The following is a 21,619-nucleotide window of genomic DNA, read 5'->3' on the forward strand; positions in this document are numbered from 1 at the left end:
TTCGGTGAAGTGTCAACTACACGTACACTCTCTCCATGGAGGAGACGGTGCGCTGGCTGACGGCGGAGGAGCAGCAGGCCTGGCGGAGCTTCGTGCGGCTGCAGGAGAGACTCGGCGGGCGGCTCGCGCGGCAGCTGCAGTCCGAGTCGAACATCTCGGCCGCCGACTTCGCGGTCCTGGTCCACCTGACGGACGTGCCGGAGGGCCGGCAGCGCTATCAGGATCTCTCCCGCGCCCTCGAGTGGGAGAAGAGCCGGATGTCCCACCACATCGCGCGGATGGCGGGACGGGGCCTCGTCGTACGACAGGAATGCCCCGAGGACGGCCGCGGCGCCTTCGTCGCGATCACGGACGAGGGCCGTACGGCCATCGAGGCGGCCGCCCCGCTCCACGTGGAGGCCGTACGCCGGCTGTTCCTCGACCATGTCACCCCGGCCGAGCTGCGGACGCTGGGCGAGATCTCCGCCCGCGTGGTCGAGAAGCTGGACGAGGACGCCTCCTGACGGCACCGACTGCGGCGACGCCGACTGTGGCGACCGTCACGGCCCTTCCCGCACCGCTGGCTGTAGAGTGTCGAGATAGCCCTTGACCTGCAAAAACGCAGGCAGGGAGCCTATCTTCCCAGGAGTGCATCGATGCTGCGCACCATGTTCAAGTCCAAGATCCACCGCGCCACCGTCACCCAGGCCGACCTGCACTACGTGGGATCGGTGACCATCGACGCGGACCTGCTCGACGCCGCCGATCTGCTGCCCGGCGAGTTGGTGCACATCGTCGACATCACCAACGGCGCCCGGCTGGAGACGTACGTCATCGAGGGCGAGCGCGGCTCCGGTGTGATCGGGATCAACGGCGCCGCCGCCCATCTCGTCCACCCCGGAGACCTGGTGATCATCATCAGTTACGCTCAGGTCACCGACGCCGAGGCCCGGGCGCTGAAGCCGCGGGTCGTGCATGTGGACCGCGACAACCGGATCGTGGCCCTCGGTGCCGACCCCTCCGAGCCGGTGCCGGGCTCGGACCAGGAGCGCAGCCCGCAGGCCGTACCGGCCTGACGGAAGCACAGGGACCAGAGGGACCAGGAGCGTGCCCATGAGCGAGACCGAGATCCGCGACGACCGGGCGGCGGGCCGCCTGGAGGCGTTCGCCGGCGACGAAGTGGTCGGTCACATCGAGTACTTCGTCCTCGACAGCCCCCGGCGCGCCCTGGTCCCCGTCCACACCATCGTCGAGCCCGCCCACGAGGGAAAGGGCATCGCGGGCTCCCTCGCCCGCGAGCTCTACGCCATCGCCGAGCGCGAGGCCACGGTCGTCGCCCCCTTGTGCCCGTACGTCACCAAGTGGGCCGAACGCCACCCCGAAGAGGCTCCGCCCGCCGACCCCGAACTCCTGCGCGCGGCCAAGGAGTGGCTGGTCGCCCACCCCGGCCGTTTCTGACCACCAGCGGGGCCCAGGCGGGTGACTGTCCGGGCGAGGCGGGGTACGCGGGGCAGTAGTCCAGAGAGCCGACGCTCGCCCCAGGCTGGAGGACACGATGACCAACCCGTACCCGGACCCGGTCCACCCGGACCCGACCCCGGGCCCCGCACCCACGCCCGACCCCGTACCGACTCCGGAGCCCCCGCCGGCCCCGGGCCCGCCGCCCCCCGCGCCCACACCTCCGGGCCCTCAGCCGGTCCCGGACCCGACCCCGTCCCCGATCCCACCGGGCCCGGAACCGGTCCCGAACCCGGAACCAGGCCCACCCCTCTCCTGAGGGCGAGGGCAAGGGCAACGGCTGAACGAGGACACGGACGACGCAGGCGAGGGGCGCGGGGAACCGCGCGACCAGCTCCCCGCGCCCCTCACCCGCGAGATCGGGCAACCCCCGAACCGCTAGCCGGCGACCTCGGACCGGTCCCCGCCCCACAGCGTGTGGAACGAGCCCTCCTGGTCCACCCTCCGGTACGTGTGGGCGCCGAAGAAGTCCCGCTGGCCCTGGGTCAGGGCCGCGGGCAGCCGCTCGGCGCGCAGGGCGTCGTAGTACGCCAGGGCCGCCGAGAAGCCGGGGGTGGGGACGCCCTGCCGGGTCGCCGCCACGATCACCTCGCGCCAGTCGTCCTGCGCCTCGGCGATCTCGCGCGCGAACGTCTCGTCGGACAGCAGGCTCGGCAGGTCCGCCTTGGCGTCGTACGCGGCGCGGATGCGGTCCAGGAACGCCGCCCGGATGATGCAGCCGCCCCGCCAGATCGCGGAGACGGCGCCGAGGTCGATGTCCCAGTCGTACTCGGCGCGCGCCGCGTCGATCTCGTGGAAGCCCTGGGTGTAGGACACGATCTTCGACGCGTACAGCGCCTGCTCCACCCGGTCGGCGAAGGCCGCCGCCTCGTCCGGGCCGAGCGCGGTCGCCTTCGGACCCGCCAGGTGCCGCGAGGCGTCCCGCAGCGCCGCGTGCCCGGACAGGGACCGCGCGAAGACGGCCTCGGCGATACCGGACACCGGCACCCCGAGGTCCAGCGCGATCTGCACGGTCCACCGCCCCGTGCCCTTCTGCTCCGCCTGGTCCACGACCACGTCGACGAACGGCTTCCCGGTCGCCGCGTCCACGTGCGCCAGCACCTCGGCCGTGATCTCGATCAGGTAGGAGTCGAGGCGCCCGGTGTTCCAGGTGCGGAAGATCTCCGCGATCTGGGCGGGGGAGTAGCCGGCCACCTCGCGCAGCAGCTGGTACGCCTCGCCGATCAGCTGCATGTCGGCGTACTCGATGCCGTTGTGCACCATCTTCACGAAGTGCCCGGCGCCGTCCGGACCGACGTGGGTCACACAGGGCGCCCCGTCCGCCGCCTTCGCGGAGATCTTCTCCAGCATCGGTCCGAGCGAGTCGTACGACTCCTTCGGCCCGCCCGGCATGATGCTCGGTCCGTGCAGCGCGCCCTCCTCGCCGCCGGAGACGCCCATGCCGACGAAGTGGATGCCCTGCTCGCGCAGTTCGCGCTCACGGCGCCGGGTGTCGGCGAAGTGCGCGTTGCCACCGTCGATGATCATGTCGCCGGGCTCCAGGAGCGGGGCGAACTCCTGGATCACCGCGTCGGTCGGCTCGCCCGCCTTCACCATGACGACCAGGCGGCGGGGCCGCTCCAGCGCCGCCACGAAGTCCTTGGCGGTCTCGGCCGCGATGAACTCGCCCTCGTCCCCGAACTCGGCCACGAGCGCGTGCGTCCGCGCCGACGTCCGGTTGTGCACCGCGACCGTGTAGCCGTTGCGGGCGAAGTTGCGGGCGAGATTGCGTCCCATGACCGCGAGACCCGTGACGCCGATCTGGGCTGTACTGCTCATACGGTTGACTCCTAAGGAATCCGGTATCGGTGGTGCCGTTCCTGCCCGCCAGTATTGCCGCTGACCATCTTGACGTGCCGGTACGTCCACCGCACGTCCGGGCTGCTCGATGTTCCGCAGCCAGATACGTACGCGATACCGGCGCCGCCTCAGTCGATTTCAACTGGAGTCTGCGTCGGGCCTCTTGAGCCACAGCACGACCGATTGCCGTCTTGTCATGGCCTGTTACGGGCGCTTACTTTTGGCCCTCCTGACGCATGTCGAGGGGGCACAGATATGGCCGTACGCGGCCGGCACCGCCGGTATCAGCCGAACAGGATCAACCGCGCCTCGCTCACCGTCACGGCGGGCAGCGCCGGGATGGCGATCCCGCTCATCGGTACCGGAACCGCGCAGGCGGCCGACGTGGAGACCTGGGACAAGGTCGCCGCGTGCGAGTCGACCAACGACTGGAACATCAACACCGGCAACGGCTACTACGGCGGCCTCCAGTTCGCCCAGTCCACCTGGGAGCAGTACGGCGGCACCCGGTACGCGCCCCGGGCCGACCTGGCGACCAAGGACCAGCAGATAGCCATAGCGGAGAAGGTCCTCGACGGACAGGGCCCCGGCGCCTGGCCGGTCTGCTCGGTCCAGGCCGGGCTGACCCGGGGCGGGGACGCCCCGCGGCTCAAGACCTCGGCGCCGGACGTCAAGCCGCAGACCACACCGCAGTCCCGGGCCGGCAAGGCCCAGATGTACACCGTCGTACGCGGCGACACCCTCTCCACGATCGCCGACGACCAGGACGTCCGGGGCGGCTGGCAGCGGCTGTACGACGCCAACCGGTCGACCGTGGGCGCCGATCCCGACCTGATCCTGCCGGGCCAGCGGCTGGCGCTGGACGGCAGGCCGGCCACGAAGAGCGCGCCGGAGAAGTCCGGGCCCGGGAAGTCCCAGCCGAAGCAGTCCCAGCCCAAGAAGCGCGACTCCGGGCAGACCGCGGAGAAGACAGCGGCCAAGTCCTCGAAGAAGACCATGGTCTCGCCGGTGAGCGCGCCCACCGGCACGCCGTACCACAAGGCGGGCACCTCCTGGTCGAAGGGCTACCACACCGGCGTCGACTTCCCCGTGGCCACCGGCACGTCCGTGCAGTCCGTGGCGGACGGCACGGTGGTGAGCGCGGGCTGGGAGGGCTCCTTCGGCTACCAGGTGGTGATCCGGCACGGGGACGGCCGCCACACCCAGTACGCCCATCTCTCGGCGATCTCCGTGAAGGACGGTCAGCGGGTCGGTACGGGTCAGCGCATCGGCCGTTCCGGCTCCACGGGCAACAGCACGGGCCCGCATCTGCACTTCGAGGTGCGGACCGGGCCCGGATTCGGGTCGGACATCGACCCGGTGGCCTACCTGAGGGCAGGCGGAGTCAGGATTTGATGCGGGTCCGGTGCCGGTCGAGGACCGGCATCGGGACGTACGGCCCGCCGTAGAACGGGCCGTACAGCTGCGGCGGGGAGCTGCTGGGCGTCGTCAGCGTGTCGTTCTGCTGCGCCGGGAGCACGATCACCAGCTCTTTGGCGGACGACGGCTCCTTGGCCGCCGCGGGCTTCACGGCGGGCGCCGACTTCTCGGCGGGCGCCGGCTCGTTCGGGAGCGCCGGTGCCGCCTTCGGCTCGGTGCGTGCGATGCGCTCCGTGGTCAGCAGGATCAGACCGCCCGCCGCGACCACGCCACAGCTCAGCGCGAGCGCGGTGCCGGTGGTGCCGTAGCGGAAGGTTTCACCGAACATCGTGATGCCGACCGCGGCCGCCACCACCGGGTTGACCACCGTCAGCACGGCCAGCGGGGCGGCGAGTCCGGCGCCGCGGTAGGCGGCCTGCGAGAGCAGCAGTCCGGCCGTGGCGAAGACGCCGATGGTGGCCAGGGACGGCAGGTCGCCCGCCGAGACCCCGCCGTTCCAGTCGACGGCGACGATCTTCGTGAACACCGAGGACATACCGAAGGCGATACCGGACCCGGTCGCCAGCAGCACGCTGCGCACCACCGGGTGCCGGTGGGCCGCCCGGCCCGCGATCATCAGCGCCACCACGGCACCCGCGGTGACCAGCGCGACCCCGGTGCGCTCGGCGGTGCCCAGCGACTGCGACTCGGACGCGCCGACCAGGGAGAGCAGACCGGCCAGACCGACGGTCGCCATGATGGCGCCCCGCCAGGCGGTCGACCCGGCCTTGCGGCCGACGAACAGGGCCGCCATCGGCAGCGCGAAGACGATGGTGAGCGCGCCCAGCGGCTGGACCAGGCTCAGGGGTCCGAGGGCGAGGGCCGCCACGTGCAGCAGTCCGCCGAGGCCGTTCAGCGCCACCGCGGCCCACCAGGTCGGCCGGCGCAGCGGCGCGTAGCTCTGCCCGGGCGTGGACACCGCGACATGCTCCTGCACGATCGCTCCGCCCGCGTAGGCGACAGCGGAGACGAGCGACAGCAGCACGGACAACGCGAGGGCGCTCATGAGCTGCTCCTCTGCGTGAGGCGGGGGCGCTTCGTCCCGCGCGGCGAACGGTCGGCTTCCATAGCCAACACGATGCCCTCAAAACTTCTTCCCGTCGTCGTACCTGAGCACGCAATGCCTCCTACTGCCGATGGAGTACAAAACGCCCGCCGTCCTCCCCAGGGTGGGTGGTACCCCCCGAGGCCGCTACGGCCGGCCTTGGTACTACTGCTCCTCGTGGACCTCGACCCCGGACTCATCGCCCTCCGACCCCTCGGCGGCTTCTTCGTCCTACGCGCCTCCGGAGCGCCCGCGCGATCCCTGCCCACCCTGGCCGAGATCTATGACGGAACATCATCGGATGTTTACGAGAATTCTATGACTTTTCGCGTGCGGAAGGTGGCCGAATCCCTGCGCGCTCCCGAGTTGCGGATCGCGGCCTCGGTGGCCCAGCAGGGCCTCGCGGCACGGCTGTGGTCGGTGGCCCTCGGCTGCGCGGTCGTCTACGGCCGGCTCCCGGACCTCGACCCGCGGCTGCTGCGCTGGGACCCCGACGGCAGCGCGCCCGACGATCTGTGGCTCCCCGAGGTGCGGCCCTCGTCCCAGGACCTGGCGGACGCCGTCCTGCACGCCCACCTCGAACCGCTGACCGCGCTGGTGCACGACCGCTACAAGGTCGCGGAGGGCCTGCTGTGGGGCAACGCCGGATCCGCGCTGGCCGGCGCCGCCCGGCAGCTGGAGCGGTGGGCGCGGGCCCAGGGCCGTACCGAGGCCGCCGTACGCACCCGTGCCCTGACCGCCGGGCTCCTCGCGCACCCCCGCCTCGCGGGCACCCTCGACGCGACCCTGCGGCGGCGCAGTTGCTGTCTCTACTACCGGGTGCCGGGCGGGGGCGTGTGCGGCGACTGCTGCTTCACACGGCCCCCGCGCTCTTCCCCACGCGCCGCATCTGGGTGACCATGAGGGAACCGGCTGAGACAGGGGGTTGCGGGTGCGAGTGGGACTGCTGACCCGGGAGTACCCGCCGGACGTCTACGGCGGTGCCGGCGTTCATGTGGAGTTCCTCGCCCGGGAGTTGAGGCCCCTGGTCGACCTCGAGGTGCACTGCTGGGGCGAGGGCCGCGCGGAGGGCGTGCTGCGGCACCGGCCCTGGTCCGCGCTCGACACCGCCAACGACGCGCTGCGCACCTTCTCCGTCGACCTCGCGATGGCCGCCGCCCTGGAGGGCGGTGAACTCGTCCACTCCCACACCTGGTACGCCAATCTCGGCGGCCACCTGGGCAAGCTGCTGTACGGCATCCCGCATGTGATGACCGCGCACTCCCTTGAGCCGCTGCGCCCCTGGAAGGCCGAGCAACTCGGCGGCGGATACGCCCTGTCGAGCTGGGCCGAGCGCACCGCGATCGAGGCCGCGGACGCGGTCGTCGCGGTGTCGGGCGCCATGCGCGAGGACATCCTCGCCTGCTACCCGGCGCTGGACCCGGCCCGGGTGCGCGTGATCCACAACGGCATCGACACCGGTCTGTACCGCCCGGATCCGGACACCGACGTCCTGGACCGGATCGGCCTGGACCGCTCCCGCCCGTACATCCTGTTCGTCGGCCGGATCACGCGCCAGAAGGGCGTGCCCCATCTGCTGCGCGCGGTACGGGACATCGACCCGGCCGCCCAGGTGGTGCTGTGCGCGGGCGCCCCCGACACCCCGGAGATCGACCAGGAGTTCCGTGAGCTCTACGAGGAGCTGAGCCGGGCCCGGGCGGGCGTGCACTGGATCCCGCAGATGCTCCCGCGCCCCGAGGTGATCCAACTCCTCACGCACGCGGCCGTGTTCGTCTGCCCATCGGTGTACGAACCGCTCGGCATCGTCAACCTGGAGGCGATGGCCTGCGGAACTCCCGTGGTGGCCTCGCGGACCGGCGGGATCCCCGAGGTCGTCGAGGACGGAAAGACGGGGCTTCTGGTGCCGGTGGACGACGACTTCGAGACGTCTCTCGCCCGAGCCCTGGACTCCGTCATCGGGGATCCGGAGGGTGCCCGGGCGATGGGTGAGGCCGGACGGGAGCGCGCGGTGGGCGAGTTCGGCTGGGACGCGGTGGCGCGGCGCACGGTCCGCCTCTACGAGGAGGTCCTCGAACAGGCGTAGGGGGCCGTGTGCGGGGGCAGGCATGGATCAACCACGGTGAGGGGAGTGGCCATGCGTCGTGGCGGACCTTCGGTGCTCGGAATCGTGCTGGCGGGCGGAGAAGGCAAACGCCTGATGCCTCTGACCGCTGACCGCGCGAAACCCGCGGTCACCTTCGGCGGCACCTACCGGCTCGTCGACTTCGTCCTGTCCAACCTCGTCAACGGCGACATCCTGCGCATCTGCGTGCTCACGCAGTACAAGTCGCACTCGCTGGACCGGCACATCACCACGACCTGGCGGATGTCCAGCCTGCTCGGCAACTACGTCACGCCGGTCCCGGCCCAGCAGCGCCTCGGCCCGCGCTGGTACCTGGGCAGCGCGGACGCGATCCTGCAGTCCCTGAACCTGATCCACGACGAACGCCCCGAGTACGTCGCCGTGTTCGGCGCCGATCACGTGTACCGCATGGACCCGCGGCAGATGCTCGCCCAGCACATCGAGTCCGGCGCGGGCGTGACGGTGGCCGGCATACGGGTCCCCCGCAGCGAGTCGTCGTCCTTCGGCGTGATCAGTCCGGGCTCCGACGGCCTGACGGTGGAGCGCTTCCTGGAGAAGCCGGCCGACCCGCCCGGACTCCCGGACGACCCGGGGTGCGTGTTCGCCTCCATGGGCAACTACATCTTCACCACCAAGGCCCTCGTGGAGGCGCTCCAGCGCGACGCCGAGGACGAGCGGTCCGTGCACGACATGGGCGGCTCGATCCTGCCCCAGCTCACCGACCGGGGCGAGGCCCAGCTGTACGACTTCAGCGCCAACCACGTGCCCGGCGAGACGACCCGGGACCAGGGGTACTGGCGGGACGTCGGCACGCTGGACGCGTACTACGACGCCCACCTGGACCTGATCGCCGAGCGCCCCGCCTTCAACCTCTACAACCGGCAGTGGCCCATCTACACCCACTCCAACCAGCTCTCCCCGGCCCGCTTCAGCGCGGGCGGCATCGCGGGGGAGTCGATCATCAGCGCCGGCTGCCTCATCCGCGGCCAGGTCACCGGCTCCGTGCTCTCACCGGGCGTCCGGGTCGACCCCGGAGCGGTGGTCCAGGGCTCGGTGCTCCACGACAACGTCCGCATAGGCCGGGGCGCGGTGGTGCGCGGGGCGGTCCTGGACAAGAACGTGGAGGTCCCCCCGGGCGCGACGATCGGCGTCAACCCGGAACGCGACGCGGAGCTGTACACGGTGTCCAAGAACGGGGTGATCGCGCTGGGGAAGGGGCAGGTGGTTTCGTAGCGCCCCCGCCGACGATTGTCATGTACCTGGATCGGCGGCGATCTGCCGTGGTGGGCGACGGCCGAAAGCCGCGCCCAAGGCACTCATTCGTGACGCCTCCCGGGTGACTTCCTCGGGATGCCCGGCGCTGTAACCCGTGCTGAAGTGGCCTCATATGCACCATGAGTCCCGCCCCTTTCGCGTGGGGCGGGACTTAATCTGCTGTTAACTGTGTGTAGCTTGATCGTACTTGACCGTAATCGGCCAAGGGCGATTGACTGCTTGTCCACCCGTCGTCGACGCGAGGCAAGCCCTTGACTTCTGACCTGCTGGCCCCCCTCGACCTGGCGTTCTGGAACATCGAGTCCGAGCGGCACCCGATGCACCTCGGCGCTCTCGGTGTGTTCTCCGCGCACTCGCCCACGGCCGGGGCGCACGCCGCCGACCTGCTCGCCGCCCGCGCCGCGGCGGTCCCCGGGCTGCGGATGCGGATCCGGGACGTGTGGCAGCCGTTCGGCGTACGACCGCTCGCCTTCGGCGGCGCCGCCCGGGAGCCCGCTCCCGACTTCGACCCGCTCGACCACGTACGGCTGCACGCCCCGACCGACGACTTCCAGGCGGTCGCCGGACGCCTCATGGAACGCCCCCTGGAGCGCGGCCGGCCGCCCTGGGAGGCCCATGTGCTGCCCGGCGAGGACGGCGTGTCCTTCGCGGTGCTGTTCAAGTTCCACCACGCCCTGGCCGACGGGCTGCGCGCGCTGACCCTCGCCGCGGCCGTCCTCGACCCGATGGACCTGCCGGAGCCCCGGCCCCGCCCGGCTGAACCCCCGCGCGGGCTGCTGCCGGACGTGCGCAAGCTGCCGGGGCTGGTCCGCGGCGCCCTCTCCGACGTGGGCCGGGCGCTGGACATCGGCGCCTCGGTGGCCGTGTCCACCCTGGGCGCGCGGACGACCGCCGCGCTCACCTCCGAGGCCAGCGGAACCCGCCGTACCGCCGGAGTCGTCGTCGACATCGACGACGTGCACATCATCCGCAAGGCCGTCGGCGGCACCGTCAACGACGTCCTCATCGCGGTCGTCGCCGGCGCGCTGCGGCGCTGGCTCGACGAGCGCGGCGACGGCAGCGAGGGCGTCGCGCCGCGCGCCCTGATCCCGGTCTCCAGGCGCCGCCCGCGCACCGCGCACCCCCAGGGCAACCGGCTCTCCGGCTACCTGATGCGGCTGCCGGTGGACGACCCCGACCCGCTGCGCCGGCTCGGCACGGTCCGCGCCGCCATGGACCGCAACAAGGACGCGGGCCCCAACCGCGGCGCGGGCGCCGTGGCCCTGCTCGCCGACCACGTGCCGGCGCTCGGCCACCGGCTCGGCGGCCCCCTCGTCAGCCAGGCCGCCCGGCTCTGGTTCGACATCCTGGTCACCAGCGTCCCGCTGCCCGGCCTCGGCCTGAAGCTCGGCGGCAACCCGGTCACCGCCGTCTTCCCCTACGCCCCGCTGGCCCACGGCCAGTCCCTGGCGGTGGCGGTCTCCACCTACCGGGGCCAGGTGCACTACGGCCTGGTGGCCGACGGAGCGGCGGTACCGGACCTGGACCGGCTGGCCGCGGCGCTGACGGCGGAGGTGGAGACGCTGATCACGGCCTGCGACCCTTGACCGCGGGCTGCTGAGCGCCCCCTCCGTCCCACGAACGCAGGTTCGTGCAGGCCGAGGGCCGTGAGGGCTCCCGTCAGGACACCGTCCGCGGCGCCCGGCCCCGGCCCCGGGCGCCTGCCGGTTTTTGGCGGCGCGGCCCTCCGCTCCGTAGAATTCCCCGTTCGACAGCGGACGCGGCCCTCGGGGCCGCACGGGTGAGCAGGGAACGGCAGCGGCATGACGGTGACAGAGGAAGGCCCGGCGACCACGGAAGAGGTCGTGCGCGAGCCCGGTGACGAGGTCGTGTACGGCCCCGGCATCGACCCCGAGCGGCTCGCCGTCTGCCTCAGCGTGCTCGAGGAGCTCGACAAGCTCGAGGTCGACCACCCCGACGCCATCACCGTGCGCCGGGCCACGGCGGGCCTCTACCGCACGGTCAAGCAGCGCCGCCGACAGGAGCGCCGGGCCGCCAAGACCGCCCACGACAAGGCGGTCACGGAGGCCACGGCCACCGGCTCCGCGCAGCGCATCGACGACGAGACGGAGGGCATCCTGCCGTCGTCGATCACCGAGGCGGGGAAGATCGCGGGGATACTCCAGCGCCCCCGCTCCTGCTACACCTGCAAGGCCCGGTACGTGGAAGTCGACTACTTCTACCACCAGCTCTGTCAGGACTGCGCCGCCGTGAACCGCGCCAAGCGCGACGCGAGCGCCGATCTGGCCGGCAAGCGCGCGCTGCTCACCGGCGGCCGCGCCAAGATCGGCATGTACATCGCGCTGCGGCTGCTGCGGGACGGCGCGCACACCACGATCACCACGCGCTTTCCCAAGGACGCCATCCGCCGCTTCAAGGCCATGGACGACTCCGCGGACTGGATGCACCGCCTGGAGGTCGTCGGGATCGACCTGCGTGACCCGGCCCAGGCCGTCGAGCTCGCCGACCGGATGACCGCGGCGGGCCCGCTCGACATCCTGATCAACAACGCGACCCAGACCGTACGGCGCCTGCCGTCGGCCTACGCCGCCCTGGTGGAGGGCGAGTCCGCCCCGCTGCCCGCCGGTGAACTCCCCGCCCACCAGGTCATCGGCGCCTTCAACTCCGGCGCGGTGGACGGCCTGGCCGCGCTGCCGCTCGGGGTCTCCGGGCTGGACGCCCAGAAGGTCGCCGACCTCGCTCTGGTCGCCGGCAACGCCAGCGTGGAGCGGCACCGCGACGGCACCGCCATCGACGCGGGCGGACTCGTCCCCGACGTCGTCGACACCAACACCTGGGTGCAGACCATCGAGCAGATCTCCCCGGTCGAGCTCCTGGAAACCCAGCTGTGCAACTACACGGCGCCGTTCATCCTGATCAGCAAGCTCCGCCCGGTGATGGCGGAAGCGGCGCGCAAGGCCTCCTCCGGCCGCGCCTACGTCGTCAACGTCTCGGCGATGGAGGGCGTGTTCGGTCGCGGCTACAAGGGCGCGGGGCACCCGAACACCAACGCGGCCAAGGCCGCGATGAACATGGTCACCCGGACCAGCGCCCAGGAGATGTTCCAGACCGACGGCATCCTCATGACCTCGGTCGACACCGGCTGGATCACCGACGAACGCCCCCACTACGACAAGCTCCGCCTCGCCGACGAGGGCTTCCACGCCCCCCTCGACCTGGTCGACGGCGCGGCCCGCGTCTACGACCCGATCGTCCGCGGCGAGACGGGCGAGGACCTGTACGGCGTCTTCATGAAGGACTACGCGCCGGGCAAGTGGTGAGCCGCTGAGGCACGGAGCACTTCGTGTACGGCATTCCCCTGGCCGCCTGGGGTTGCCTGAGCCGCCCGTACACGAGTGCCGCCGTCCACCACCAGGTCCGCCCCGGTCATCCAGTCCGCCGCGTCCGACACCAGCCAGGTCACGGCCCGGGCCACGTCCTCGGGTTCGCCGATCCGGCCCAGCGGCAGGGTCGGGGCGATGCGCTGTTCCGCCGCTTCCCACACGAAGCGGGCCATCTCCGTGCGGATGAGGCCGGGGGAGACCGAGTTGACGCGGACCTTCGGGGCCAGTTCGCCGGCGAGCTGGCGGGTGAGGTGGAGGAGGGCGGACTTGCTGGTGCCGTAGGCGCCGATGTTCGGGCCGACGTGTTCGGCGCCCTCCGTGCAGATGTTGACCACCGAGCCGCCGTGGTCGCGCATCCCCGCCCGCCACGCGTGCTGGACGAGGCGCAGGGGTGCCTCCACGTTCACCGTGAACGCCGTGCGCCAGGACCGCGGGTCCACGTCCATCAGGGGGCCGTACGGCTGGTTCGTCGCCGCGTTGTTGACCACGATGTCGAGGCGGCCGAACTCCCGCAGGCACAGGTCCACCAGGGCGGAGAGGTGGCCGGGGTCCGACACGTCTCCGGGCAGCCCCGCGCCGCCCAGTTCCGCCGCCGTCCGCCCCACCTCCGCCGCGTTCCGTGCCGTCACGCACACCCGTGCCCCCGCCTCGGTGAGCGCACGGGCGACGGCGAGCCCGATGCCGCGGGTGGCGCCGGTGACGAGGGCGGTCCTGCCGTGCAGTCCGTACGGCGACGTCATCGCCGTACGGTCTCATGACGGACCGTCAGTCGACAGCCCCCAGGCGGGAGTTCCGTGCCGCCAGCAGTTCCAGTACGGTCCGCCAGTCCTCCAGGACGCCGGCGTCGAAGCCGGGGTTGTGGCCCTCCTCGGTCGCCTGGCGCAGCCGTAGCAGGTCCTCGTCCTGGCCCCGCGCGCGGACGAGACGCGCCACCCGCTCGCCGAGCAGGGGGCGTACGGCGTCGGCGGCGCGGTCGCGCTGGGCGGCCCGGTCGCCGGGCCCGAGCAGCGGTCCGATGGCCTGGACCAGGCCGGCCACCTGGAGCTCCCTGTCGGCGGGGCGGCCCCGGCGCAGCAGCGCGGCGGTGCGCAGCGCGTGTTGCTGCAGATCGGTTCCGGCGGTGCCGCCGCGGCCGGGGGAGCCCCATGGGCCCCGGCAGGCGTACAGCAGATCCATCAGCTCTTCGACACTGCGCAGCTCCATGCGTCAGTCCTCCCGCCGGACAAGCCGTTGCCGCCGTCAGCAGATCATGGGCGCCTTGCGATTCGGCCAACGGGACCTGAACTGCGCGACAGGGACGGGGGAGTACGGGCGAAAACAGGACGTCTTCAGACAGTAACCCCGAGTTTTCAGCGCCATCGAGCGGGTACCCGCTCATTTGGTTACTCTGTACCGGACGGACAGCACTAATGGGTCCCACCCACACCCACGGTCCGTCCCGGGACATGCCGGTCCACAACGGCCTGCTCCGTACGAGAAACCGGCGCCACCGCGTCCGAACTGCCTTTCGACTCACACCTGAGCGGGGCTTCAGACGCCGGGCGCAGAGGCCTGGCGCAGCTGGTCCCGAGGGTGACCCGACACATAAGGAGTGCGCGGTGACACCGGAGAAGACGAAGCGTGAACCACGTCCCAAGGAGCGCCCGGAACGCGCGGGCCGCCGTCCCGGAGAACTCGGCAGCCTCGACGTGTGGGCCCGGTCCGCCCCGATCCGCCTCGCGGGTTACGAGGACGACCTCGCCGAGCCCCACATCCTGCCCAGCGTCGACTGACGACGCCGACAGGTTCTGGTCGATCGACGATCGCATGGGCGTGCGAGACTGGCGCCCATGCTGATCAGAGAAGCCGCGGCCGACGACTGGCCGCGGATCTGGCCTTTCTGGCACCGCGTCGTCTCGGCCGGCGAGACCTACGCCTGGGACCCGGACTCCTCCGAGGCGGCGGCCCGAGCTCTGTGGACCGCCCCTCCGAAACGCGTCTACGTCGTCGAGGACGAGACCGGCGCCATCGTCGCCTCCGCCTACGTCACCCCCAACTACGGCGGTCCCGCCGCCGGGATCGCCAACGCCGGCTTCATGGTCGACCCGGACCACGCCGGCCGCGGCATCGGCCGCCTCCTGGCCGAGCACGTGCTCACGGCCGCGAAGGCGGCCGGCTACCGCGGCATGGTGTTCAACGCCGTCGTCGAGACCAACCCCGCCGTGCGGCTGTGGACGTCCCTCGGCTTCACGGTCCTTGGCACGGTGCCGGAGGCCTTCGACCACCCGCGGCACGGCCCGGTGGGACTGCACATCATGTACAAGGCCCTCTGAGCAACCTCCGCAAGCCCCTGCGCGGTGTGCTCACTTGCGCCAGAACAGGTGGTGCGTCACCCCGCTCGCACTGGGGACGATCTCGAGGTGGAAGCGGTCGCGCAGTTCGTCGGGCGACTCCCACAGCCGCAGCCCGGAGCCGTACTTCACCGGTGAGACCACCACGTGCAGGGTGTCGACGAGGCCGGCGTCGAGGAATTCCCGGATGGTGGTGACCCCGCCGCCGAGCCGCACGTCCTTGCCCCGCGCCGCCTCCCGCGCCTGCTCCAGGACCGAGGCGGGGTCGCCGTCGACGAAGTGGAACGTGGTGTCGGAGAGGGTGAACGAGGGGCGCGGATGGTGGGTCATCACGAACACCGGCGTGTGGAACGGGGGTTCGTCGCCCCACCAGCCCTGCCACTCGTGGTCCTGCCAGGGCCCGCGCTGGGGCCCGAACTTGTTGCGGCCCATGATCTCGGCGCCGATGTCGCGGGCGTAGTCCCGCGTGAAGTAGTCGTCGAGCCCCCGGCTGCCCCCGGGGCCGGACCGCATGTGCCAGCTCGCCGTGGCCCCCGCCCAGGCGAACAGCTTCTCGGGCTGGACGTGCCCGAACGGCTTCTCGAGGGTCTGGTCCTCCCCGGCGGCGATGCCGTCCTGCGAGACGCCGAAGTTCATGACCTTCAGTAGCTGATCCATGAGGATGCCTCGTCTGTCGTGTCGTGTTCGTGTGCGGCGGTCGAGCCTCACATCAACACGACGAACGGGGCGGGGCCCGATCGACAGGGGCCCGAACCTCTTTTTCACCTATTCCGGCGTCACGATGCGTTCGACCGCCGCCGCGACCAGCCGGTCGCGCTCCGCCTCCGTGAAGACGTCCGGCAGGGTGAGCTGCTCCACGATCAGCCAGTTCAGGGTCAGCATGAGGAGCTTGACGGCCATGGCGTCGCCGGGGAGACCGGAGGCCTCGTGGTAGGCGATGTTGGCGTCGACGTCGGCCCGGACCCGCTCGGTGAGGACCTTGCGCAGTTCGGGGCGGCGGGTGGCCTCCAGGCGCAGTTCGAGCAGGGCGAGGTAGCCGGTGCGGAAGGAGGACACGCGGCCCACGAGCTCCCGCATCAGCTCCACGTACGTCTCCCGGTCCCGGTCGGCCTCCCGGTGACGCGCGAGCGTGGCCTCGTCGGGCTGCAGCCGCTCGTAGACCCGGGCACCCGCCTGGGTGAGCAGTTCGTCGCGGTTGGCGAAGTAGTTGGAGGCCGTCCCGGCCGGTACGGCGGCCTCCGCGTCCACCGCCCGGAAGGTCAGCCCGCGCGCGCCTTCCCTGGCCAGCACCTCGATCGCCGCGTCGACGAGGGCGGCCCGTCGCTGGTCGTTCCTTCTCACCATGCCACCACTCCGTCCGCAGCACCGCTCAAACCACTGCATGGAGAGTACTACGCACGGAGTTATCCCTGGGGCGGAGAGTGCTGAGTCATCCCTGGTCGTCCACCGGTGCCGTCCGCCGCCACGGCCGCGACCGCTCCAGCTGCGCCGCCAGGTCCAGCAGATCGGCCTCGGTGCCGGGCCGCCCCACCAGCTGTACGGCACAGGGGGCGCCGGAGGGCAGGGTGCCGACCGGGATCGCCATCGCCGGCCAGCCGGTGAGGTTCCAGGGCGGGGTGAAGGGGGAGTAGTTGGTGTTCACCATGATGTTGCGGAGCCAGCCGCGCTCGTGCCAGGGAGCCGCCTCGGGGGAGCGGCGGGCCAGCGCGGGGGTGAGCAGGACGTCGTACTCCTCGAAGAAGGGGGCGAGACGGCGGCGCAGCTGTTCGCGGCTCTCACTCTTCCGGGCGTAGCCCGTGAAGCGCCTTCCGATCGTCGCGTGGACTCTCGTACGGCGGGTCAGCGCGCGCCGGTCCAGGCCCCGGGCGTCGATCGCCGTGCCCGCCGTCCAGTGGGCGAGGGACGTGAGGCTCAGGGACAGCGGGTACGGGGGGTCCGCGCGGCGGACCTGGTGGCCCGCCTTCATCAAAAGCTCGGCCGTCTCCCGGGCGGCAGCGCGGTAGGGGGCGCTCACCGCGACTCCGGCGATCGGGCTGCGCAGGGACATGGCGACGCGGCGCGGGCCCGGTCCGGCCGAGGTCGTCGGTTCCGCGTCCGCGAGGACCGCGAGCATCAGGCGGACGTCCTCGACCGTCGTGGCCAGCGGGCCGTTCTCCGACATGCCGAACCAGTCGCCCTCGCCGATGCCCGCCGGTACCACGCCGTGACCGGGCTTGAGGGTGACCAGGCCGCAGTTGGCCGCCGGGATGCGCAGGGAGCCCATGCCGTCGTTGCCCAGCGCGATCGGGACCAGGCCCGCGGCGACCGCGGCGGCGCTGCCGCCAGAGGAGCCGCCCGCCGAGCGCGTGAGGTCCCACGGGTTGCGGGCGATGCCGTGCACGCCGTCCGAGGTGCCGAAGACGCACAGTTCCGGGACGTTCGTCAGGCCCACGACCACCGCGCCCGCCGCCCGCAGCCGGGCCACCGTGGCATGGTCGCCGGGGGAGGGCGCCTCCGAGGTCGCCGCGGAGCCGACGCGCAGGGACTCACCGGTCACGGCCAGGTTGTCCTTGACCGCCACCGGCACCCCGGCCAGCGGCAGTTCGGCCAGGTCGCCACGGGCCTCCAAGGCCTCGGCCTCGGCGAGCGCCGCCTTCCCGCGGACCGTGCGGAAGGCGCCGATCCGGTCGTCCAGGCGGGCGATCCGTTCCAGGTGCTCGGCCACCACCTCCCGGGGAGTGGCCCGCTTCTCCCGTACGGCGGCGGCGATCTCGGCGGCGGTCCGGCCGACCCAGCTGGTCACGGTGGGCTCCTTGCGCAGGGATTACTCGCGAGTACGTGTGCGTCGGGGAGAACTCTGCCCTCCCGCGGGCCCCGCGTCGAGAGCGCGGATCAACGCAGGTGCCGTTCGAAGAAGGCCGTGGTCGCGTCCATGGAATCCGGCCACTGAGGCCCGAAGGTGTGCCCCTCGCCCTCATACCAGCGCAGCTCCACGTCCTTCCCGGCCGCCTCGAACGCCGCGACCGTCCGGTTCGTCCAGGCCGGCGGGCAGGTGTCGTCGGCCGTGCCGTGATGGATCAGCAGGGGCTCGGTCACCCGGTCCACGAAGGTCAGCGGCGAGACGTTCCGCCAGAACTCCGGGTTCTCCTCGGGCGTGCCGTGCGCGGCGTCGATCTCTGCCGCGATGGGGTCGCCCTCGCCGCGCTGGAACCGGTCCAGGTTGTCCTGGGGTCTGCCGCTCACCGGTGCGAAGACGACGGCCGCGTCGACCAGCCCCGGCGCCACGACCAGCGTGTTGTACACGACCCCGCCGCCCATCGAGCGCCCGAGCAGCCCGATCCGGTCACCGTCGATCTCCGGGCGGCCGGAGTCGCGCAGCGCCATCACCGCGCCGATGACGTCGGAGGTGTAGCCGAGGCGCAGGTTCACGTCGTTGTCGGAGTCGTCGTCGGAGCGGGCGTGGTTGCGGTAGTCGGTGTGCAGGACGACGTAGCCCTCGCGGGCGAGCAGGTCCTGTTCGCGGGCGAGGCCCCGGCCGGTGGTGTAGACGGCGGGGTCGATGTAGCCGTGCGCGAGCACGAGTGCCGGGAACGGGCCCTTTCCGCGCGGGATGTTCATCAGGCCGGAGATCGTCAGACCGTCGCTCTCGTAGGTCACCGCGTAGGAGGTGTAGGCGCCGGTGCGGGCGAGGACGGTACCGAGACGGAGGCCGGAGCCGTCGGGCTCGCGCTGGATCAGGGCCTGGATCGACACCGGGTCGACGGGCTTCGAAGGTGTGGGCGTGGGAGGGCTGGAACTCGCGGTGGTCGTACGGGGGCCGGGGCTCACGGACGCCGTCTCGCGCGCACCCTCGCCCCCGCCACCGGTACAGCCGGCCCCGACCAGCAACGCCAGCCCGGCGGCAACACAGGCCAGTCCCCGCAGCCGCATGCCGCCATTGTCCCTCGGAGCGGGTGTTGCCGGGGGCGGTTCGGGGATGCCGTGGACAGGAGCCTGTTGGTGCGGGGTGCGGGGTGCGGGGTGCGGGGTGCGGGGTGCGGGGTGCGGGGTGCGGGGTGCGGGTGCGCGGATGCGGGTGCCGGTGCCGGTGCCGGTGCCTGTGCCTGTCCTTGTGCCTCTGCCTGTTCCTGCGCAGGCATCGCGGAGGAGGGGTTCAGGCGCGCCGCGCCACCCCCGTACTGTCCCGCTCGATCAGTCGCGGTACGGGTACCCGGACCGTCCGGGCCGGTCCGCCGTCCAGCAGTGCCGTCAGCTCGCGGGCCGCCGTGCGGCCGAACTCCACGCTGTCCCGGGACAGGGCCGACAGCCACGGCTTGACCATGCGGCACAGGGCCGAGTCCTCCCAGGCCACGACCGAGACGTCGGCGGGGACCGAGTGGCCCAGCTCGGTCGCGGCGGCGACCCCGGCGACGGCCATCACGTCGTTGTCGTAGATCAGCGCGGTCGGGGGAGCGGAGGACCGCAGCACCCGCCGGGTCACCGCCGCGCCCGCCGCGTCGGAGTAGTCCGTGGTCACCGACTGCACCTGGGTCAGCCCGCGCCGCCCCGCCTCGGCGGCCAGCGTGCGGATCCGGCGCTCGGTGTGGGCGAGCCCGGCCAGCCCCGCGATGTGCGTGATCCGGCGATGGCCTAGGGCGTGCAGTCCGTCCACGACCGACGCCATCGCGCCCGCGTCGTCCGCCCACACCGTGGACAGGCCCGGATGCCGGTCCTCCGGCGCCCCGCCGATCACCACGGCGGGCAGCCCCAGTTCGTCGAGGAGGCCGGGACGCGGATCGTCGATGCGCGGGTCCACCACCAGCACTCCGTCCACCCGGTGCTCGGCCCACCAGCGCCGGTACACCGCGCACTCGTCGGCGACGTCCTCCACCACCTGGAACAGCAGCCCCAGATGACGCTCCGCCAGCACCTCCTGGATGCCGGAGACGAGCTGGAGGAAGAACGAGTCCACGCCCAGGGTGTCGGCGGGCCGCGCCAGCACGAAGCCGACCGTCGCCGCGCCCTCCCCGGACAGCGCGCGTGCCGCCGTGCTCGGCCGCCAGCCCAGTTCCTCGGCCACCGTGCGCACCCGCTCGCGGGTCTCGTCGGAGACCCCGGCCCGGCCGTTGAGCGCGAAGGACACGGCGCTCTGGGAGACCCCGGCATGCCGCGCGATGTCCTTCATCGTGGGCCGACGGGCCGGCGACCGCTTGCCTGCCACGGTGTTTCCCCATTCCTCGGAAGGATTCCGGCCACCAGTGTGCACTAATGCGGTTCAGCAGTGTCAATACAGTGAGCATCTAATGCGTATTAGTCACTAATCAAATTAGCGGCGCGAGATGCATTGACGGGCCCGCTGAACGGCGTGCAGGGTCTGCGTCGTCGACCAACTCCAGCCCTGAGGAGGCCGGTTCCCGGTGCCCGTTTCCCGAAGAAACCTCGCTGCCGCTCTCGCCGTCTGTCTCGTCCTGCCGCTCAGCGCCTGCGGCTCCGGGGGCGACGGAGGTGGCCCGTCCGACGCCTCCGGGAAGATCGAGGGCGACATCACCTTCCAGACCTGGAACCTGCGGGCCAACTTCAAGGACTACTTCGAGGGGCTGATCGCCGACTTCGAGAAGGAGTACCCGGGCACGAAGGTCAAATGGATCGACCAGCCCGCCGAGGGCTACGCCGACAAGATCAGCGCGGACGCGGCCGGCGGCACCCTCCCCGACGTCGTCAACGTCTCGCCCGACCTCGTCGCCCCGCTCGCCAAGGCGGGCCTCGCGCTCGACCTGGACAAGGCGGCCGGGCAGTACGAGAAGGAGTACCTGGAGGGCGCCTGGGCCGGACACCGGATACCTGGCATGACCGGCACGTACGCCTTCCCCTGGTACCTGAACACCGGGCCGCTGTTCTACAACAAGTCCCTGTTCGAGGAGGCCGGACTGGACGCCGACCAGCCGCCGACGACGTACGACGAACTCTTCGACGACGCCCTGACGATCGCGGAGAAGACCGACGGCAAGGTCGCCACCCTCGCCAATGTGCCGACCGTCGAGGACTTCGGGCGCTACGGCGTCCCGCTCATGAACGAGGACGGCACCGCCTTCACCTTCAACGACGCCAAGGGTGTCGAACTCCTCACCAAGTACAAGGAGTTGTACGACGCGAAGGCGCTCGACCCGCAGGCGCTGACCGCCACCCCGGAGTCCTCCGGCAAGAAGTTCCTCACCGAGGCCGTTGCCATGAACCCCGGCAGCGCCCTGGACCTCGGCAACTTCAAGAAGCAGGCGCCGAACCTGTACAAGAACATCGGCATCACCGACCAGATCACCAGCACCGGACACGTGAACATGTACGTGATGGGCGTGATGGTGAACTCCCAGAGCAAGCGCACCCCCGCCGCCGTGGCCTTCGCGCACTACGTCACCGACGCCGAGCACCAGATGTCATTCGCCAAGAAGGTCGCGATCTTCCCGAGCACCGCCGGTTCCCTCGACGACCCGTATTTCACCGAGGAGGACGGGACCGACGAGACGCGGGTGCGGGTGGCCGCCGCCAAGTCGCTGAAGAACGCGGTCAATTACACACCCGTGCTGTTCAGCGAGCAGATGAAGACCGAGCTGCGCAACGAGGTCGCCAAGGCGCTCCAGGGCAAGGAGAGCCCGAAGGAAGCGCTTGACAACGCTGTCGAGGCTTGCGACCGGCTCCTCCAGCAGCAGGGGTAGCG

21 protein-coding genes are annotated in these 21,619 nt (G+C 71.6%); 12 read left to right on the forward strand and 9 right to left on the reverse strand.

What is annotated here, in order from left to right; genetic code table 11:
* The first annotated feature begins 35 nt into the window (after positions 1-35).
* From AC068Z_RS17285 to AC068Z_RS17295, 3 genes are all read left to right on the forward strand, one after another.
* Positions 36-503, forward strand: a complete 468-nt coding sequence (locus AC068Z_RS17285) for a MarR family winged helix-turn-helix transcriptional regulator (protein ID WP_478555992.1) — start codon at positions 36-38, stop codon at positions 501-503.
* Positions 504-635: 132 nt separating this feature from the next.
* The gene (gene panD, locus AC068Z_RS17290; RefSeq protein WP_269663018.1) at positions 636-1,055 is read left to right on the forward strand and encodes an aspartate 1-decarboxylase; all 420 of its coding nucleotides are present in this window, start codon (positions 636-638) and stop codon (positions 1,053-1,055) included.
* Positions 1,056-1,092: 37 nt separating this feature from the next.
* Entirely contained in the window at positions 1,093-1,437 is a 345-nt protein-coding gene (locus tag AC068Z_RS17295; protein ID WP_478555996.1) for a GNAT family N-acetyltransferase, read from the forward strand.
* 438 nt (positions 1,438-1,875) lie between these two features.
* On the opposite strand, the gene gndA is transcribed toward AC068Z_RS17295, so the two are convergent.
* A complete protein-coding gene (gndA, locus tag AC068Z_RS17300) occupies positions 1,876-3,315 on the reverse strand; it encodes an NADP-dependent phosphogluconate dehydrogenase (protein ID WP_478555998.1) in 1,440 nt (479 codons plus the stop codon).
* Positions 3,316-3,591: 276 nt separating this feature from the next.
* Between gndA and AC068Z_RS17305 the strand changes: the two genes are divergently transcribed.
* On the forward strand, positions 3,592-4,731 hold the full coding sequence (locus tag AC068Z_RS17305; RefSeq protein ID WP_478556000.1) for a transglycosylase family protein: 1,140 nt from the start codon (positions 3,592-3,594) through the stop codon (positions 4,729-4,731).
* Here the strand turns inward: AC068Z_RS17305 and AC068Z_RS17310 are convergent.
* The gene (locus AC068Z_RS17310) at positions 4,721-5,800 is read right to left on the reverse strand and encodes a DMT family transporter (protein WP_478556002.1); all 1,080 of its coding nucleotides are present in this window, start codon (positions 5,798-5,800) and stop codon (positions 4,721-4,723) included. The two genes, AC068Z_RS17305 and AC068Z_RS17310, sit on opposite strands and share 11 nt — an antisense overlap.
* A gap of 198 nt (positions 5,801-5,998) precedes the next feature.
* Between AC068Z_RS17310 and AC068Z_RS17315 the strand changes: the two genes are divergently transcribed.
* From AC068Z_RS17315 to AC068Z_RS17335, 5 genes are all read left to right on the forward strand, one after another.
* A complete protein-coding gene (locus AC068Z_RS17315; RefSeq protein ID WP_478556004.1) occupies positions 5,999-6,736 on the forward strand; it encodes a (2Fe-2S)-binding protein in 738 nt (245 codons plus the stop codon).
* Between the two features lie 34 nt (positions 6,737-6,770).
* A complete protein-coding gene (gene glgA, locus AC068Z_RS17320) occupies positions 6,771-7,922 on the forward strand; it encodes a glycogen synthase (protein ID WP_478556006.1) in 1,152 nt (383 codons plus the stop codon).
* Between the two features lie 51 nt (positions 7,923-7,973).
* Positions 7,974-9,194: a glucose-1-phosphate adenylyltransferase gene (gene glgC / locus AC068Z_RS17325; RefSeq protein WP_478556356.1), complete on the forward strand. Its 1,221-nt coding sequence runs from the start codon at positions 7,974-7,976 to the stop codon at positions 9,192-9,194.
* Between the two features lie 293 nt (positions 9,195-9,487).
* Complete coding sequence (locus AC068Z_RS17330) at positions 9,488-10,822, forward strand: wax ester/triacylglycerol synthase family O-acyltransferase (RefSeq protein WP_478556008.1); 1,335 nt, start codon at positions 9,488-9,490, stop codon at positions 10,820-10,822.
* Between the two features lie 216 nt (positions 10,823-11,038).
* Positions 11,039-12,556, forward strand: coding sequence for an SDR family NAD(P)-dependent oxidoreductase (locus AC068Z_RS17335; protein WP_478556010.1), 1,518 nt, complete (start codon positions 11,039-11,041; stop codon positions 12,554-12,556).
* On the opposite strand, the gene AC068Z_RS17340 is transcribed toward AC068Z_RS17335, so the two are convergent.
* Both AC068Z_RS17340 and AC068Z_RS17345 read right to left on the reverse strand, forming a co-directional pair.
* On the reverse strand, positions 12,535-13,359 hold the full coding sequence (locus AC068Z_RS17340; RefSeq protein ID WP_478556012.1) for an SDR family oxidoreductase: 825 nt from the start codon (positions 13,357-13,359) through the stop codon (positions 12,535-12,537). The two genes, AC068Z_RS17335 and AC068Z_RS17340, sit on opposite strands and share 22 nt — an antisense overlap.
* Before the next feature lie 25 nt (positions 13,360-13,384).
* Positions 13,385-13,822, reverse strand: coding sequence for a hypothetical protein (locus tag AC068Z_RS17345; protein WP_478556014.1), 438 nt, complete (start codon positions 13,820-13,822; stop codon positions 13,385-13,387).
* Between the two features lie 395 nt (positions 13,823-14,217).
* Between AC068Z_RS17345 and AC068Z_RS17350 the strand changes: the two genes are divergently transcribed.
* Together AC068Z_RS17350 and AC068Z_RS17355 are read left to right on the forward strand one after the other, a co-directional pair.
* The gene (locus AC068Z_RS17350) at positions 14,218-14,391 is read left to right on the forward strand and encodes a hypothetical protein (protein ID WP_315883613.1); all 174 of its coding nucleotides are present in this window, start codon (positions 14,218-14,220) and stop codon (positions 14,389-14,391) included.
* 57 nt (positions 14,392-14,448) lie between these two features.
* On the forward strand, positions 14,449-14,931 hold the full coding sequence (locus AC068Z_RS17355; RefSeq protein ID WP_478556018.1) for an N-acetyltransferase family protein: 483 nt from the start codon (positions 14,449-14,451) through the stop codon (positions 14,929-14,931).
* A 30-nt stretch (positions 14,932-14,961) separates the two neighbouring features.
* On the opposite strand, the gene AC068Z_RS17360 is transcribed toward AC068Z_RS17355, so the two are convergent.
* The 5 genes from AC068Z_RS17360 to AC068Z_RS17380 all read right to left on the reverse strand — a co-directional run bounded on the left by AC068Z_RS17360 (position 14,962) and on the right by AC068Z_RS17380 (position 20,092).
* Positions 14,962-15,606, reverse strand: coding sequence for a dihydrofolate reductase family protein (locus AC068Z_RS17360; RefSeq protein ID WP_478556020.1), 645 nt, complete (start codon positions 15,604-15,606; stop codon positions 14,962-14,964).
* 108 nt (positions 15,607-15,714) lie between these two features.
* Entirely contained in the window at positions 15,715-16,293 is a 579-nt protein-coding gene (locus AC068Z_RS17365) for a TetR/AcrR family transcriptional regulator (protein WP_478556022.1), read from the reverse strand.
* Positions 16,294-16,378: 85 nt separating this feature from the next.
* The gene (locus tag AC068Z_RS17370) at positions 16,379-17,731 is read right to left on the reverse strand and encodes an amidase (protein WP_478556024.1); all 1,353 of its coding nucleotides are present in this window, start codon (positions 17,729-17,731) and stop codon (positions 16,379-16,381) included.
* A gap of 89 nt (positions 17,732-17,820) precedes the next feature.
* Positions 17,821-18,858 (reverse strand): alpha/beta hydrolase family protein, encoded by a 1,038-nt coding sequence (locus AC068Z_RS17375; RefSeq protein WP_478556026.1) that lies wholly within the window; start codon positions 18,856-18,858, stop codon positions 17,821-17,823.
* A gap of 223 nt (positions 18,859-19,081) precedes the next feature.
* Positions 19,082-20,092, reverse strand: coding sequence for a LacI family DNA-binding transcriptional regulator (locus AC068Z_RS17380; RefSeq protein WP_478556358.1), 1,011 nt, complete (start codon positions 20,090-20,092; stop codon positions 19,082-19,084).
* Positions 20,093-20,324: 232 nt separating this feature from the next.
* On the opposite strand from AC068Z_RS17380, the gene AC068Z_RS17385 reads away from it, so the two are divergent.
* Positions 20,325-21,617, forward strand: a complete 1,293-nt coding sequence (locus AC068Z_RS17385) for an ABC transporter substrate-binding protein (protein WP_478556028.1) — start codon at positions 20,325-20,327, stop codon at positions 21,615-21,617.
* Positions 21,618-21,619: the final 2 nt, after the last annotated feature.

It is taken from the genome of Streptomyces sp. NPDC043726 (assembly GCF_056436565.1).